This is a genomic window from Nannocystis pusilla (assembly GCF_026626665.1).
GTDB classification, from domain to species: Bacteria; Myxococcota_A; Polyangia; order Nannocystales; family Nannocystaceae; genus Nannocystis; species Nannocystis pusilla.
Genome location: NZ_JAPNKE010000002.1, coordinates 9,802,208 through 9,816,836, shown reverse-complemented (window position 1 = coordinate 9,816,836; position 14,629 = coordinate 9,802,208). Strand labels below are relative to the sequence as shown.

The following is a 14,629-nucleotide window of genomic DNA, read 5'->3' as shown; positions in this document are numbered from 1 at the left end:
CCTTCCGGACATGTCCTCAGAGTCACGCTGATGCCCCCGGACCGGCCGCGGCGCTTCCGCGGCCAGGCCGCGGCGCGCGGGCCGATGTTCGCAGGACCTTCAGGACATGTCCTGAGAGTCACCCTGGCGCGCCCGGGCCCGCCGCGGCGGCGGGATCGGCAGCGCGGCGAGGCGCGGGATCCCGGCGGCCGCGGCGGCGAAGAACTCGGGGTCGAGCTCCACCCCCACGCTCTCGTAGCCGACCGCGGCCGCGGCCGCGATCGTCGAGCCGCCGCCCATGAACGGGTCGAGCACCACGCCGCGCCCGAGCGGCAAGGCGGCGCGCACGAGCTGGCGCATCAGCGCCTGCGGCTTGAGCGAGGGGTGCGGCGAGAGGGCCCGCTCCTCGGGCCGCGTCGGGGCGGAGGCGATGACGTCGGCGAACGGCTGCTCGGCGCTGATCCGCCGCAGCCCGCCGGTGCCCCAGCGGCGCAGGTTGTCCTGCACGCGGCCCTCGCACGGCTTGCGGAACAGACCCCACGGCTCCCACGCGGAGCGCGGCATGACGGTGACGTCGGCGAACTCCTCGTGGGCGTTCTTCGGCCGGTCGCCGCCGCGCAAGGTCTGGACGAGGCGGATGATCTCGGCCCGCTTCTCGAAGCCGGCGGCGAGGAACGGCCCGTACACCAGGTGCGACAGCAGCGGGTTGCCGGCGATGAACACGTGCGCGCCGGGGACGAGCACGCGCATCGCCTGGGCCGCGAGGTCGGCGAACAGCCGCTCCAGGGCGTCGCGCTCGTCGCCCGACAGCACGGTGAAGCGCGGCAGGGGGCTGCGGGTGCTGCCGCCGAGGGTCGGGGGATCCGCCACACCCCGCCGTTTCCGCTGCGCAGCTTGGCGGTCTCGAGCGCGGTGTACTCCTTGAGCCCGTAGGGCGGGTCGGTGACGATCGCGTGGACCGATCGCTCGGGCCGCGTCGCCATCCACCGCAGGCCGTCGCCCTGCACCAGGGTGTAGCTGGCCTCGCCGAGCCGGTGCGAGCTCGAGACGAAGTTGTCCTGGTCGGCCGCGACCACGCGCGCGCGAGCCTACCACGCGCCCGCGCCGGGTCGCCGCAGACCCGCCGCGCGAACCGTCGAAGCTCCGATCGGGCCGCGGGGTCGCGCTCGAACGCGGCGACGAGGACCGCGTGGCAGGCCCCGGAGGCCGCGCAGCGCCGGTGCGAGCGCCACGCCCAGGCGCCGCCCAAGGCGACCGCGACCGGTGCACGCCAGGGCGAGTCCTCGGCGCCCCCGCACGGGCGAGCCCCGCGGCCCCCACGACGTCGCCCTCGTTTCGCCCCGGGCGACCGCTCCGTCAGGTCGACGGCATCGACCGCACGCTGCGCTTCAGCCGAGCTCCGCCCGCAAGAACTCGCCGATCCGCCGGATCGCCCGCCGCGCCTCGGGCAAGAGGCCGGGGAACACCTGGAACACGTGGATCATGTCGTCCCAGACCTCGAGCTCGACCCGGCCCTGCCCGGCCCGCACGCGCTCGGCCAGGCGGATCGCGTCGTCGTGCAGGACCTCGCGGGTGCCGACCTGGATCAGGATCGGCGGCAGGCCGCGCATGTCGGCGTGGATCGGCGAGATCAACGGGTGCCGCGGGTCGCCGTCGGGGCCGACGTAATAGCGGGCGAACGCCGCCAGGTCGCCGCCGAGCATCGGGTCGAGGGCGGCCCGCGTGCGCACCGACTCACCGGTGCCGGTGAGGTCGGCCCACGGCGACAGCATGAACGCGGCGGCCGGCAGCGGCACGCCGGCGTCGCGCAGGCGCACCAGGGTGGCCGCCGCCAGGCCGCCGCCCGCCGAGTCGCCGCCGAGGGCGATCGACCTGGCCGAATAACCCTGGTCCAAGAGCCAGGTATAAGCGGCCACCGCGTCGTCGAGCGCGGCCGGGTACGGGTGCTCGGGGGCGAGGCGGTAGTCGAGCGCGAGCACGCGGACGCGGGCCTCGCGGCTCAGCGCGGCCGTCAGCGGCCGGTGCGAGGCGGGCGAGCCGGCGACGTAGCCGCCGCCGTGGAGGTACAGCAGGACCTTGTCGGCGCGGGCCCCGACGGCGTGGATCCACTCGCCCGGGACGGCGCCGGCGCGGGTCGACTCGAGGTAGACGCCGGGCGGCGGGCGGCCCTGCTTGACCCCGCGCTCGATGGTCTTGCGCACGCTCTTGTAGCTGTCCGGGCCGAACTCGCCGATCGGGTGGCGGCGGCGCCAGTAGCGGATCATCTGGTACAGGAGGTGGCTCTGCAGGCTTGCCATATGTCCCTCACGACATGTTCTTCAGGCCAGCGACTGAGTGAGCGCGCCGGTGTCGATCGGCGCGACGGTGTAGCGAGGTCCGATGCCCCAGGCCAGGGGCGAGCGGACGAAGGGCGACGAGCAGTAGATGTTTGGGACCTCGCCGCCGGCGTCGCCGCGGTCGACGATCGACTTCTCGAGCACCATCGAGGTGTACTGCGACAGGCTGCTCTCGAGCGCGTTGCCGTTGAGGACGACCTCGGCGCCGTACTTGGCGGCGTGCTCGCGCAGGCTGCGGAGGCCGGAGGCGCGCGGCAGGTAGCTCTCGGGGCACAGGCCGTTCTCGGAGATGGCGAACACGCCGCGGCCGGCCGCGTGGAACACGATCGAGTGGTTGCCGAGCGTGTGCCCCGGGGTCCACACCAGCGCGAGCCCCTTGCCGAGCCACACCGAGCCCTCGACCGCGAGGATGCGCTCGGCCGGCACCCCGTCGAGCGCCTCCTCGATCCACCACGGCCGCTGCAGCGGGTGCAGCGCCTGCAAGGTCTCGATCTCGCGGCGATTGACGATGAGCCTGGCGTTCGGATAGAGCGGCGGCCGCCCGCCCTCGCCGACCAGCCCGCGCCGCAGGTCCTGCACGTGGAGGTGGTCGAAGGTGACGTAGTCGATCTTGGCCGGGTCGACGCCGAGCCGCTCGCGCGCCAGCGCGGCCGGACCGTCGGCCCGCTGCAGCAGCTCGGCCGGGGCCCACGGCACGAGGTCGCGCCGCAGCTGGTCGAAGAAACCTGCCCTTGCGGACAGGTCGGCCTCGCTCGGGTTGACGAAGATGGTGCGCACCTGCCCGCTCCAGTCCTCGAACTCGATCAGGTTGCAGCGGTTGCGCATCAGGAGGTACTTCGCGCGGGTCGGCGGGGCCTGCCAGAAGCCGAACGCGACCGGGTACGGGAACGGCAGCAGGTCCATGGTGCGAAAGCCGCGGACCGGGCCGTCGGCGCGGAAGCGGCGGGCGAACGCCTCGCCGCGGGCGCGCAGGTCTTCGAGGCGAAAGCCCGGCCTCGGCTCGCGCCAACCGTCGTCGAGCTCGGCGATCGCGCGGAAGTTGGCGGGCAGCTCCGCCGCACACAGCGCCGGGACCTGGGGCCTGTCGAAGGGCATCGCCGTCACCTTATCGCGGCCGCTGCCGGGCGTCAGCGGAGGTCTCCCCGGTGCGCTGGCGACGTCGGTCCGGCGCGCGAGTCGTGCTGCGCCGCGAAAATCTACTCGCCCGGCGTCGCCTGTCGCCTGCCGCGGGCGGCTCTGCGCACGCACGCGAGGGCTCGCCTCGTCGCGAGCATCGACGCATCGGCCCGACGAGAGCGCCCGCATCGGCGCGGGTCAGCGGCCGTAAGTCCGCTGCAGGTGAGCGACGGCCGCTCCTGCGCCGCGGACGTCGACCCCAGGACCGGGGTCGAGCAGCGCGGGCAACTCGGCGCGACCGGTGCGCTCGGCCAGCTCGGCGAGCTTGGCGCTGCCGCGGCCGCAGGTGCGCCAGCGATAGGCGATCTCGCGAGCGCACAGCCATTGACGGATCTGCCGCGCCTCGGCCGAGGTCTCGTCGGCGAACAGCTCGAGCGGCCGCGCCGGCGCCTCGGACGCGATCGCCCGCACGCGCGGCAGCGCCAGCGAGGCGAGGCCGCTCGCCAGCGTCGTCAGCGGCCCGAGCCGCAGGGCCAGCGGCACGTGGCCGTCGCCGTAGCGGTCGACGAGGTGGCGCACGATCGCCGACGACTCGCGGATGAGCTGCCCGTCGTCGACCAGCTGCGGGAACGGCGGGACCCGCCCGGGCCGAAGCGCGTGCCGCCCGGCGGGCACGGCCGCATCGTCACGTCGAGGTCGAGCCACACCAGCGCCTCGCGGACCTTGCGGCAGAACGGGCACGCCTCGAACTCGTAGAGCACCAGCTCGCCCGTCGGCCGCGGCCCGGTGGCGCCCACGCGGCCGCCGAGCCCGAAGCGCACCGCGGTCGCCACCGCCGAACCCAGCCGCGTCATGCCCTGCACCTCGCCGTCGATCCGCTCGCGCGTCGCGTCATGTCGCCGCCCCGGGTGCTTGCATGCGCGACAATTTCGCCGGCGCAACCGCCCACGTCACGAGCGGGCCTTCGGCAGCTGCTTGCGCAGGAACTCGACCGCGACCTGGCAGAACGGGCGGAACTCGTGGCCGTCGCGGCTCGACCAGCGCGCGATCTCCCGCTCGAGCGCCGCCCGGGACCACGTCTTGTCGCTGTACTTCTTGCTCAGGCGGGCGATGAGGCCCTCGATCACGCGACGGCGCAGCTGGCGGAGGTGCGGCGCGTTGAGGCCGAGCACCTGGTCGAGGTCGCGGTCGGCCTCGGAGTCGGCGCCGACGATCCGGCCCTCGACGAAGCCGTAGCGCACGCGGTGCTCGACGCCGGCCACCGGGTCGAGCGCCAGCGGGCTCGCCCCTTGCGCACGTCGCAGTGGCGGATGTCGCGTTGCTCGTGCGTCGGGTTGTCCTGTCCTCCGGGACAGGCCGCGAGCAGGTTGCGGTGCGTCAGCTGCTGCGCGCGGTGCTCGTGCTGCGGCCGCAGGTGCTCGATGCGCAGCGACTCGAGCTCGATGCGGTTCATGCAGTAGCAACAGATGGCCCCCTGCTCGCGCAGCAGGGCGCGCCGCAGCTCCTGCTTCCACGGGCCCGGGTCTTCGAAGCTGCCGCCGCCCTGGCGGTGCTGGGTCAGCGCCGCCGGCTCGCGACCTTTCTGGATGTTCTTCATCCCGCGGCCTCGTCGTCGTCCTCGGCGAGGAACGCCATCATGCTGCCGAGGCGGACCACCTCGGCGTCGTGCGGGCCAAAGTCTGCGACGAGCCCGGCCAGCGCCGCGCGGGCCTCGGGCCAGCGCTCCTCGTCGATCAGCCGGGCGACCGCGCGGACCTTGGCGGCCGAGAAAGGCGGGTACGTATCGACGCCCATCACCTCGTAGAGGATCGCGTTGCTGTCGCGACCGAGAGTGTGCGGCGGCTCGCCCACCAGCCGGAAGTCGCGCAGCAGCTTGACCTGCTCGCGCGGCACCAGCGACAGCACCTGCGGCGAGTGGGTGGTGACGATGAACTGCAGGTTGGGGAACGTGCGCTCGAGGTCGGGGATGAGCGTGCGCTGCCACTGCGGGTGCAGGTGCAGCTCGACCTCGTCGATGAGGACGATGCCGCGGCCCTGCAGCGGGTCGGCGAGGTTCGGGTGGGTGATCGCCAGGCGGCGGGCGATGTCGCCGACCAGCACCAGGAGGCCCTGCTCGCCGCCGGACAGCTGCGAGAACGCCAGCTGCGTGCCGCCCTTGCGCAGGATCAGCGCGGGGCGACGGCCGACCACGAAGTCGATGTGCGCCGCGCCGGGCTCGCGCGTGGGCCGGCGACGGAACCGCAGGTCGGTCCAGTCGGGCAAGAACGAGAGGATCGCCCGCCGCACCGCGGTCAGCTGCGGGTCAACGTGGTCGCGGCGCTCGCGGATGAGCTCGTTCTCGAGGTCCTCGCGCAGCAGGAACCACCGCAAGAAGTCCTCGCGCCGGGCCCCGCGCGACCAGCCGTGATCGGCGTAGAGGCTGGCCGGGCCCGACGGCAGCTCGCCGCGGGCCACGTCCTCCTCGGCCTCGACGTAGCGCTCGTGCGAGTAGGTCGCCAGCATCGGCGCGTCGAGCACGACCCCGCGGGCCTGCGCGTCGTGCCAGCGCGCGGCCCAGCTCGCGGTCTGCGGCGTGTCCGGCTGCGCGCCCGTCCAGCGGCCCCAGCGGTGCGCGAGCTCGTGGCGCAGCACGAACGACGCCTCACCCTGCTCGAGGTCGGCGAACAGCTCGTCCTTCGCGGCGGCCGGCGGCGGCGTCCACACGAACTCGCCGTGGACCACGCAGCGCTCGGCGCCGGCGCGCACGTCGGCCAGGGTCAGGCGCGTCGCGTCGTCGCCGAGGCCGGTGCGGGCCACCGCGAGCGCCAGCAGGTAGGCCACGGCGTCGAGCACCGACGTCTTGCCGGACCCGTTGACCCCCACCAGCGCGGTCGTGCGGCCGTGCGACAGATCGAGCTCGAGCGCCGCGAAGCCGCGGAAGTTCTCGAGCTGCAGCCGATGAATCCGCATCGAACGACGACCCGGCGGAAGTGTAGGCCCCGGCGCGCGGCGCTCGCAAGTGCGCGCGTTCGTCAACGCCGACGCGACAGGCTCGCGCCGGCCCCGACTCCGTGCGGCGCACGGCGGCGGAACGCGATCCCCGGGACCTGGGGCTCGATCTCGCCGCTCGAATCAGTGCTGCGCGCGGCGGCGGAACGCGGCCACCAGCGCGTCGGCGTCGACCTTGCCGGGGCCGACGCCCGGCTTCGGCCGGACCATCCCGAGCGACGCCATGTCGTGCACGTAGGCCGGCCGGCGCATCCCGACCAGCACGCACGTGACCGGCAGCGCCAGCAGCGTGAGCACGGCGCGGCGCGACAGCGGCAGCCCGCGCCACGCCGCCGGGGTGGCGGCGGCCAGGCGGTCGCCGATCGCGTCGGTGAGGGCCTGCGCGCGGGCGCGGAAGTCGTCCTCGATGGCGTCGAGCGCGGCCAGCATCTGCTGCCCGTAGTCGTCCCAGAACGCGCGGAACTCCGGCAAGAGCCCCGGGTCGAGGTCGCTCGTCAGGCTGGCCTCGATCTGCGCGCAGTGGGCCGAGATCACGTTGTTGCGCAGGTGCAGCCAGTGCCCGAGGTCGCGGATCTGCCCGAGCCCGGACTGCAGCTCGCTGCCCCAGCGCAGCAGGTCGCGGATGCCGTCGCCGTACTCGGCGGCCAGGCGCGCGCCCAGGCCCTGCGCCCACTCGCCCTCGAGCCGCTGCAGCGCCCGCAAGATCGGCAGCGGATCTCTCGGCTGGTCTTTGGGACCTGGCGCATCGGCCAGGCGGATCATGTGCGGCCCCTCGCCCTCGTCGACGAACGCGTTGAGCGGGCGGTTGACGAGCAGCGCCAGGCCCTCGCGGCGGGCCAGCGCCAGCGTCGACGGCGACCCGTCGGGCTGCGCCTCGGTCAGCGCGCCGAGCTCGTAGAGGTTGAGCGGCAGCTCGGCGACGGCGAAGTGGTGCAGCGCCCCGAAGGCCTCGCGCGCGAGCGCCAGCGCGCCGCCGAGCGAGACGTACTGGCCGCTGTCCGGCGGGTCGACGAAGGAGTTCGACGACACCCCGTACCAGGCGATCTCGCCGCGCAGCACGGCCTGCTCGAGGAACCCGAAGGCCTCGCGCAGGCGGCGGTCGAACTCCTCGCGGTCCTCGGCGGTGACCTCGCCGGCGCGGTTCTCGCGGTCGATGAAGAAGTACTCGGGGTTGTGCAGCAGGAACACGTCGATCGTCTGCAGCCCGAGGCGCTGGCGGCTGAGCGCCAGCTGGTCGGCGAGGAACTCGGGGTGCAGGCAGTGCCAGCAGCTGTCCTGGTAGCGGACGAGGTCCGGGTACGGCGGCTGGCGCTCGTGGGCGAGCTCGAGCGCGGTGCCCTGCAGGTACCCGGCCTTGGTGACGACGACGACGTCTTCGCGGCCGGCGACGCGCCCCTCGAACAGCTCGCGCAGGACCTGGCCGATGAGGATCTCGCTGCCGCCGTCGCCGTAGTTGGCGCTGGTGTCGACGAGGTTGACGCCGGCGCGCACGGCCTCCTCGAAGGCCTGGCGGTGCAGCCCCGACTCGACGTGCACGCGGTAGGCGCCGAAGCCGACGGGCGCGACGTGGAGGCCGGTGCGTCCGAGCGGGCGGGCGTCCATGCCGAAGCGTCGCGCACGCTCGGCGCTCGCCGCCGGCGCCGCGCGTCCGGGCCACAGAGGTCGCTCTTCGTCGCGCATGGTGGCGCGAGCAGTACGACAGGCCGCGGGGGCCGTCAACGCCGGCGGCGACCTCGGGCGGCGCCGCAGCTTGCACGTGCAAGCGCCGGTGGGCGACCATGCGGGTCCGGCCGCGGCCGCCCGCCCGAATTCGCGCCCCATGTTCAGCGCCCTGCGCCACCTGCTCGAATACCTCCGGCCCTACCGTCTCGAGGTGTCGCTGCTCCTGGCGGGGCTGCTGATCGACCTCGCGTTCAACGTCCTGTTCAGCCTCAGCTTTCAGTACGTCATCGACGAGGCGATCGCCAAGCACGACCAGGCGCTGCTCTACAGCATCCTCGTCGCATTGCTGGTCGCCGTGGTCGTCGCCGCCGGCGTCGCGGTGATGCGCGACTACCTCTACGCCCGCCTCGGCACCGCGGTGATGAACGACCTGCGCCTGCGGATGTTCGAGCACCTGCAGCGGCTGTCGCACAACTTCTACACGCGCATGCAGGTCGGCGACATCCTGGCCCGCTTCTCGACCGACCTCGGCGCCGTGCAGAACGCGGTCATCCTCGCCATCCCCGAGACGATCCTCGGCATCCTCGGCGTCGCCACGATCGCCACCCTGCTGTTCATCTTCTCGTGGCAGCTCGCGCTCATCACGCTGATCGGCCTGCCGCTGGCGACGCTCGGCCCGCAGGTGCTGGGCCCCCGCGCCGAGCGCGACAGCTACCTCGTGCGCCACGAGGAGGCCCAGATCGCCAGCACCGTGCAGGAGAACCTCGGCGCCCACGCGGTCGTGCGCGCCTTCCAGCTCGCGCCCGAGCAGACGAGCCGGTTCCGCTACAAGCTGCGCTCGCTCTACCGCATCGGCGTGCGCTTCAACCTCAGCACCTACCTGGTCGAGCGCACCCCCAACCTCACCTTCCTGCTGCTGCAGATCCTGGTGTTCGGGTTCGGCGCGCTCAAGACCTTCCAGGGCGAGCTGTCGCTCGGCTCGCTGGTCGCGTTCAACATCCTGCTCGGCTACCTCAGCACCTACGTCACCGCGCTGACGCGGGTGATGCCGCCGCTCTTGATGGCCGCCGGCGAGATCAAGCGGATCCAGGAGCTGCTGAGCGCGCGCCCGCAGGTGCAGGAGAAGCCCGGCGCGCAGGCCCTGACGCCGCTGCGCGAGGCGATCACCTTCGAGGACGTGTCCTTCTCGTACACCGGCGAGCACAAGAACCTCGACCGCGTGAGCCTGAAGATCCCCCGCGGCACCAACGTGGCGATCGTCGGCGCCAGCGGCTCGGGCAAGAGCACCGTGCTCGGCCTGCTCGCCCGCTTCTACGACCCCGACCACGGCAAGGTCGCGTTCGACGGCGCCGACATCCGCGCCGCCTCGTTCGACTCGCTGCGCGGCCAGCTCGGCATCGTGTTCCAGGACAGCTTCCTGTTCAACACGACGGTCCGCGAGAACATCCGCATGGGCCGGCTGAACGCCACCGACGAGGAGGTCGAGAGGCCGCGCGCGCGGCCGAGATCCACGACCTCATCGCCGGCCTGCCCGAGGGCTACAACACCATCGTCGGCGAGCGCGGCAGCCGGCTGTCGGGCGGTCAACGCCAGCGCGTGGCGATCGCCCGGGCGATCCTCCGCGACCCCCAGATCTTGCTGCTCGACGAGGCGACGTCGGCGCTCGACCCGACCACCGAGGCGGCGATCAACGGCACGCTCGAGCGCCTCGGCCGCGACCGCACGGTGATCGGCGTGACGCACCGCCTGGCCTCGACGCGCCTCGCCGACCTGATCCTCGTGTTCGACAAGGGCCGCCTGGTCGAGCAGGGCAACCAGCGCGAGCTGCTCGCGGTCGACGGCCTGTACCGCCGGCTGTGGAACAAGCAGCAGGGCCTGGTCGTGAGCGAGGACGGCACGCGCGCCGAGGTCGAGCCCGACCGCCTGCGGGCGATCCCGATCCTCAGCACCCTGTCCGACACGATGCTCGCCGCGGTCGCCCGCACCTTCCTCAGCGAGCGCTTCAGCGAGGGCCGCCCGGTCATCCTCGAGGGCGACACGACGGTGGAGAAGTTCTACATCGTCGCTCGCGGCAAGGTCGCGGTGCTCAAGCGCCAGGAGGACGGCAGCGACAAGCAGATCGCCACGCTGCAGGAGGGCGACTACTTCGGCGAGGTCGCGCTGCTGCGCGACGCCCCGCGCAACGCGACCATCCGCACGCTGACCCCGTGCATCCTGCTGACCCTGCAGCGCCGCCAGTTCCTCGAGCTGATCCAGAGCGACCCGCGGCTCAGCCACGAATTCGACTCGGTGGTCCGCAGCCGGGTACATCCGGTCACCATGGCATGACGCGCCGCGACCTCGCGGCGCGCGGGGGCGGGAGGCGGACATGACGAGGGAATGGGAAGGCTGTGAGGCGCCGCGGCCGCGCTCGCTGGCGTCGCCGAAGATCGAGCTGCGGACGACGGGCCTCGGGCGCGGGGTGTTCGCGACCGAGGCGATCGCGGCGGGCGAGCTGCTGATCGCCGTGGCGCACGTGTTCGTCGCCGAGGCCGGGCAGTACACGATCCAGCTCGACGACGACCGCCACCAGGCCGGCACCGGCGAGATCGACGACTTCCTCAACCATGCCTGCGAGCCGAACGCCGCCCTCGACGCCGAGCGGCTGTGCTTCGTGGCCGTGCGGCCGCTCGCATCGGGCGACGAGGTCACCTTCAATTATCTGACCTCGGAGTGGGACATGGCCGCGGCGTTCGAGTGCCGCTGCGGCGCCGAGCGCTGCTTCGGCACGATCCGCGGCTATCGCCACCTGAGCCGCGAGCAGCAGGACTCGCTGGCCGCCGCGATCACGCCGTTCTTGCGGCGCAAGCGGGCGTCCGGCTTGCCAAGCGCGGCTTAGCGCCTCTACTATCGGGGCCCCCACATGTCGATGCAGCTCCTGGTGTCCGCCCTCGTCAGCGTCGTTATGGTCGCGCCCGCCTCCCCGGCGACGAAGCCGGCGGCCGAGACCAGCAGCAGCGCGACCGCGCCGGCCGCCACGGCCGAAGACGCCAAGCTGAAGCGCGCCGAGGAGCTGTTCCTGAACGGCCGCCAGCTGTTCAAGGAGGGCTCGTACGAGGCGGCGATCCTGGCGTTCCAGGAGAGCTACGAGCTGTCGAAGCTGCCCGAGATTCTCTACAACATCGGCAACTCCTACGAAAAGCTCGGCGACTTCGCCAACGCCCGCAAGTACCTCGACCAGTACCGGGCCTTCGCGCCGGAGAAGGAGCGCGAGCTGCTGGGTCGGCGGATCCAGAACCTCGACCAGCGGCTGCGCGAGCAGGAAGACAAGGCCCGGGCCGAGCGCGAGCGGCAGGAGCAGGAGGCCAAGCAGGCCGAGCCGGGGCCCGTGGCGCCGCCGCCGGTCACGCAGCCCGAGCCCACGCCCGAGCCGAAGAAGGACCGCGTGTTCGGCCCGGCCGCGGCCGCCCTCACCGGCGTCGCCGTGGTCGGCCTCGGCCTCGGCATCGGCTTCGGCGTCAGCGCGCAAGGCCAGCGCAACAAGGCCCTCGAGCACTGCAGCGACGTCGGCGACCAGACCTTCTGCGACGTCGACGCCCAGCCCTTCCTCGACGCCCAGAAGTCGCGCGCGCTCGGAGCCGACATCAGCTTCGCCATCGCCGGGGCGGCCGCGATCGCGGTGATCGCCATCGTCGCGGTCAAGGCGTCGCGCAAGAAGCGAGAGCAGACCGCTCGCCTGACGCCATGGGGCAGCCCGCGCGGCGCCGGCCTGGCGCTCGGCTTCCGCTTCTGAGCGCTTCGAGACATCGGCAGTCACTCACGGCGTCGTCGTGAGGGGCGCACGTCTCTGCACCACGAGACTTCGCCCTTGAATCAAGCCGAGCACGAAGTAAAGGGGCGCGCAAGCCGACACCAGCAGTCGCGCGTGCTCGAGAGCGGTTCGCGGAGGCCGTGCATCGCGGCGATCGTCGATCGTCGCTTCGCGGATGGCATCGCGGCGATTGTCGATCGTCGCTTCGCGGAGGCCATGCATCGCGGCGATCGTCGATCGTCGCTTCGCGGAGGCCATGCATCGCGACGATCGTCGATCCGCGCTTCGCGGAGGCCATGCACCGCGGCGATCGTCGATCGCCGCTTCGCGGAGGCCATGCATCGCGGCGATCGTCGATCGTCGCTTCGCGACTGCCGACTGCGCCTCGCGGGGGGTCCGGGGAGGACCGGCCGCGAGTTAACCGGCGGGATGGACACTCGTTCCTCGCGCCCATCTCGCCTCTAATTCGCGGCCGGCCCTCCCCGGACCCCTGGCACGGCTGCAGCCGTGAAGGGCCGACCCGCCGTCGTCGGCTCCGATGAGCGAATGTCTCCCGGAGCAGAGCGCCGGGCGCCGGTTCGACGGCCAGGGCTGGCCGCCGAACCGACGCCATCTCGCGTCAATCACGGCGTGTCCTCCCCGCTCGACGTCTCTCCGCTCGGCCTCGCGGGGGCGAACCGGACTTGCCATGTAGAGCTTGGGGCCCACGGCGCGAGCCCACGACGACGATCATCGAGCCGAGCAAGAACTAAAAGGAGTTGCAAGCTTCAGCGCCGATGCCGTCGACCTGCGGCACCTTCCGCGGCTCATGCCGTCGACGATCGAAATCGCGCATGCTAGCTTGACGGCCATGTTCCGCCTCGCGCTCGTCGCCGCCGCCCTCGCCGGTTGCACCCTCGACTGGGACGCGGTCTCGCAGGCAGGCCACGCGCTGCCGCCCCTGACGACCAGCTCGACCGGCGACGAAGCGACGACGTCGGGCGAGGACGCGAGCACCGGCACAAGCACCGACGCCAGCACGACCGACGCCGGCACGACGACGTCCGGCCCGGTGACCCTCGGCGGCAGCGGCAGCGCGAGCGACAGCGACACCGGAACGAGCGGCGACGACACCAAGGCGGTCCCGGTCGAGGTCGAGGTCGTGATCAATTCTCCCTCGCCGATGGTCGACGTCGGCGAGGTGCAGGTCTCGGTGTGGACGTCGCGGCCGGTCGCGTCGATCGACGTCTTCGACAATGACGCGCCGCTGGTGCTCGGCGCGGCGCCCATCAACCCGGTGCACGTGTTCGAGGTGACGTCCGACGATGTCCCCGGCGACGGCACGCACACGATCCGCGCCGTCGCCCATGCGGCCGACGGCGTCAGCGGCCAGGACGCGGAACAGCTCGTGATCGACGTCCAGCCCGGCGGGACCGACGTCTGGCCGCCCTACGTGAAGCCCGGGCCGATCAACGGCTTTACGAGCGCGGCCATCCGCGGCAACGGGATCGACGTCGCCGGCTACTTCGAGACGAACGACGGACTCGAGGCAGTGGCGGTGCGCATCGATGGCACGAAGGGACAGCCGGAGGGCGAGCCGATCCACCTCGGCCCGGTCGCGGTGATCGGCGGCGGTCGTGGGCCGACGATCGCCGTCACCGGCGACGATGCGGCGTTCGTGGCGTGGACGCTGCCGGACAGCGGCTCGACGCGGTGGGCCCTGACCGAGATCCATTTCGGCGAGCCGCAGGGGCCGACGAGGATCGGCACGCTCGGGACGTCCGTAAACGCAATGACCGCCGTCGACGATGTGCTGATCCTCGTCGGCGCAGACGAAGTCAGCCCAGGCACGCACGACCTCAAAGCCTGGTGGATCTCCGCCACGGACGCCGAGATCGTGCACGAACGGACGTTCGCCGCGCCGAGCGACGAAGACAAGTTCAATAGCTGGGACGAGGTCGCCCGCGGTGTGGCGGTCGTCGATGACGAAGTCGTCGTGGTCGGCGAACGCCAAATCCCGGACACCGAGCAAGCCCTCGTCCGAAGGACCGTCGTCCTGCAGCATCTTCTGGAGGGGACGCCGCTCAGCGAGTGGACCTCCCCGGGCGAGCTCTTGGAAGAGGACGCGGGGATGGCCGTCGCTCCGCTTCGTGCTGGAGGCTTCGTCGTGGTCGGGTGGGCGCGAGACAAGGGCTCGATTCGTCAGGTGATGACGCGCTGGTTCAGTGCCGAGAGCGAGCTGACCTCGTTCCGGATCGAGCCGACACCGGGCAACGACGCGAGCGGCCTCGCTGTGGGTGAGGACCGCGAGGGCAAGCTCATCATCGCCGGGACGCTGCAACAGCCGAAAACGGACGCAAACGCGTGGATCTTCGCCCTCCCCGGGCCGGTTGGCGCCCCGGCTTGGCAGGTGATCCGCAACGGGCCCGGTCAGGGCCCCGACGAGGCCGCGAGCCTGGCGATCGACACCTGGGGTTACACGTACATCGCGGGCAGCGAGTTCGACGCGTTGCAGCCGCGTGCGTTCGCCCTCCGCCTCTACCCGTAGCCCTCATTGAGGCACGAACACATCACACTGCGACTTTATCATCTTCGCCGCCGCTGCGAAGTAGTCGCCGTACCCATCCGCGCAGATCGAGCCGAACGCCGCGTTCGGCTGCATGAGCTCGGTCCAGATGCGTAGCTCGTGGTCGACCCCTTGAGGATGGTAGCCGCACAACCCTTCGGGTTCGTCGACGTCGGTCGAGATCACCAGTAACACCACCGCATCGGCGTCGCC

The 14,629-nt window shown here is 72.3% G+C and carries 15 protein-coding genes and 2 pseudogenes; 6 read left to right on the top strand and 11 right to left on the bottom strand.

The window, feature by feature from the left end; translation table 11 throughout:
* Window positions 1–99: 99 nt before the first annotated feature.
* From OV079_RS56705 to OV079_RS43460, 9 genes are all read right to left on the bottom strand, one after another.
* The gene (locus tag OV079_RS56705) at window positions 100–849 is read right to left on the bottom strand and encodes a DNA methyltransferase (protein ID WP_267775655.1); all 750 of its coding nucleotides are present in this window, start codon (window positions 847–849) and stop codon (window positions 100–102) included.
* A 518-nt stretch (window positions 850–1,367) separates the two neighbouring features.
* Window positions 1,368–2,276, bottom strand: a complete 909-nt coding sequence (locus OV079_RS43495) for an alpha/beta hydrolase (RefSeq protein WP_267775653.1) — start codon at window positions 2,274–2,276, stop codon at window positions 1,368–1,370.
* A gap of 21 nt (window positions 2,277–2,297) precedes the next feature.
* Entirely contained in the window at window positions 2,298–3,410 is a 1,113-nt protein-coding gene (locus tag OV079_RS43490) for an MBL fold metallo-hydrolase (RefSeq protein WP_267775651.1), read from the bottom strand.
* A gap of 219 nt (window positions 3,411–3,629) precedes the next feature.
* Window positions 3,630–4,010 carry a thioredoxin domain-containing protein gene (locus OV079_RS43485; RefSeq protein WP_267775650.1) on the bottom strand — a complete coding sequence of 127 codons (381 nt, stop codon included), beginning with the start codon at window positions 4,008–4,010 and terminating at the stop codon, window positions 3,630–3,632.
* Window positions 3,944–4,285: a glutathione S-transferase N-terminal domain-containing protein gene (locus OV079_RS43480; RefSeq protein WP_267775649.1), complete on the bottom strand. Its 342-nt coding sequence runs from the start codon at window positions 4,283–4,285 to the stop codon at window positions 3,944–3,946. The genes OV079_RS43485 and OV079_RS43480 overlap by 67 nt, the downstream gene beginning before the upstream one ends.
* A 96-nt stretch (window positions 4,286–4,381) precedes the next feature.
* Window positions 4,382–4,558, bottom strand: a complete 177-nt coding sequence (locus OV079_RS43475) for a hypothetical protein (protein WP_267775648.1) — start codon at window positions 4,556–4,558, stop codon at window positions 4,382–4,384.
* Window positions 4,555–5,028 (bottom strand): retron system putative HNH endonuclease, encoded by a 474-nt coding sequence (locus OV079_RS43470; protein ID WP_267775647.1) that lies wholly within the window; start codon window positions 5,026–5,028, stop codon window positions 4,555–4,557. The genes OV079_RS43475 and OV079_RS43470 overlap by 4 nt, the downstream gene beginning before the upstream one ends.
* Complete coding sequence (locus tag OV079_RS43465) at window positions 5,025–6,380, bottom strand: AAA family ATPase (RefSeq protein WP_267775645.1); 1,356 nt, start codon at window positions 6,378–6,380, stop codon at window positions 5,025–5,027. Before OV079_RS43465 ends, OV079_RS43470 begins: the two co-directional genes overlap by 4 nt.
* 162 nt (window positions 6,381–6,542) lie before the next feature.
* Window positions 6,543–8,021: an aldo/keto reductase gene (locus OV079_RS43460; RefSeq protein ID WP_267775644.1), complete on the bottom strand. Its 1,479-nt coding sequence runs from the start codon at window positions 8,019–8,021 to the stop codon at window positions 6,543–6,545.
* Between OV079_RS43460 and OV079_RS43455 the strand changes: the two are divergent.
* From OV079_RS43455 to OV079_RS43440, 5 genes and pseudogenes are all read left to right on the top strand, one after another.
* Window positions 8,020–9,555 (top strand): annotated as a pseudogene (locus OV079_RS43455) (ABC transporter ATP-binding protein); the annotation flags it as partial. The gene OV079_RS43460 and the pseudogene OV079_RS43455 sit on opposite strands and share 2 nt — an antisense overlap.
* Before the next feature lie 32 nt (window positions 9,556–9,587).
* Window positions 9,588–9,680: pseudogene (locus tag OV079_RS59600) on the top strand (hypothetical protein); the annotation flags it as partial.
* Between the two features lie 36 nt (window positions 9,681–9,716).
* A complete protein-coding gene (locus OV079_RS43450; RefSeq protein WP_267775639.1) occupies window positions 9,717–10,409 on the top strand; it encodes a cyclic nucleotide-binding domain-containing protein in 693 nt (230 codons plus the stop codon).
* A 40-nt stretch (window positions 10,410–10,449) separates the two neighbouring features.
* Window positions 10,450–10,959 (top strand): SET domain-containing protein, encoded by a 510-nt coding sequence (locus OV079_RS43445; RefSeq protein ID WP_267775637.1) that lies wholly within the window; start codon window positions 10,450–10,452, stop codon window positions 10,957–10,959.
* Window positions 10,960–10,983: 24 nt separating this feature from the next.
* A complete protein-coding gene (locus OV079_RS43440; protein ID WP_267775636.1) occupies window positions 10,984–11,853 on the top strand; it encodes a tetratricopeptide repeat protein in 870 nt (289 codons plus the stop codon).
* A gap of 24 nt (window positions 11,854–11,877) precedes the next feature.
* Here OV079_RS43440 and OV079_RS43435 read toward each other — a convergent pair whose 3' ends face one another.
* Complete coding sequence (locus tag OV079_RS43435) at window positions 11,878–12,129, bottom strand: hypothetical protein (RefSeq protein ID WP_267775634.1); 252 nt, start codon at window positions 12,127–12,129, stop codon at window positions 11,878–11,880.
* 592 nt (window positions 12,130–12,721) lie between these two features.
* Here OV079_RS43435 and OV079_RS43430 point away from each other — a divergent pair.
* Window positions 12,722–14,398, top strand: a complete 1,677-nt coding sequence (locus OV079_RS43430; protein ID WP_267775632.1) for a hypothetical protein — start codon at window positions 12,722–12,724, stop codon at window positions 14,396–14,398.
* Between the two features lie 3 nt (window positions 14,399–14,401).
* Here OV079_RS43430 and OV079_RS43425 read toward each other — a convergent pair whose 3' ends face one another.
* Window positions 14,402–14,611, bottom strand: coding sequence for a hypothetical protein (locus OV079_RS43425; protein ID WP_267775630.1), 210 nt, complete (start codon window positions 14,609–14,611; stop codon window positions 14,402–14,404).
* Between the last annotated feature and the right edge of the window lie 18 nt (window positions 14,612–14,629).

What these genes read in the sequence shown, in the direction of transcription:
- OV079_RS43480 (WP_267775649.1), bottom strand. Translation starts at nt 4,285, where the DNA reads ATGACGCGGCTGGGTTCGGCGGTGGCGACCGCGGTGCGCTTCGGGCTC.
- OV079_RS43490 (WP_267775651.1), bottom strand. Translation starts at nt 3,410, where the DNA reads ATGCCCTTCGACAGGCCCCAGGTCCCGGCGCTGTGTGCGGCGGAGCTG.
- OV079_RS43465 (WP_267775645.1), bottom strand. Translation starts at nt 6,380, where the DNA reads ATGCGGATTCATCGGCTGCAGCTCGAGAACTTCCGCGGCTTCGCGGCG.
- OV079_RS43470 (WP_267775647.1), bottom strand. Translation starts at nt 5,028, where the DNA reads ATGAAGAACATCCAGAAAGGTCGCGAGCCGGCGGCGCTGACCCAGCAC.
- OV079_RS43445 (WP_267775637.1), top strand. Translation starts at nt 10,450, where the DNA reads ATGACGAGGGAATGGGAAGGCTGTGAGGCGCCGCGGCCGCGCTCGCTG.
- OV079_RS43435 (WP_267775634.1), bottom strand. Translation starts at nt 12,129, where the DNA reads ATGGCCTCCGCGAAGCGACGATCGACGATCGCCGCGATGCATGGCCTC.
- OV079_RS43440 (WP_267775636.1), top strand. Translation starts at nt 10,984, where the DNA reads ATGTCGATGCAGCTCCTGGTGTCCGCCCTCGTCAGCGTCGTTATGGTC.
- OV079_RS43430 (WP_267775632.1), top strand. Translation starts at nt 12,722, where the DNA reads ATGTTCCGCCTCGCGCTCGTCGCCGCCGCCCTCGCCGGTTGCACCCTC.
- OV079_RS43495 (WP_267775653.1), bottom strand. Translation starts at nt 2,276, where the DNA reads ATGGCAAGCCTGCAGAGCCACCTCCTGTACCAGATGATCCGCTACTGG.
- OV079_RS43460 (WP_267775644.1), bottom strand. Translation starts at nt 8,021, where the DNA reads ATGGACGCCCGCCCGCTCGGACGCACCGGCCTCCACGTCGCGCCCGTC.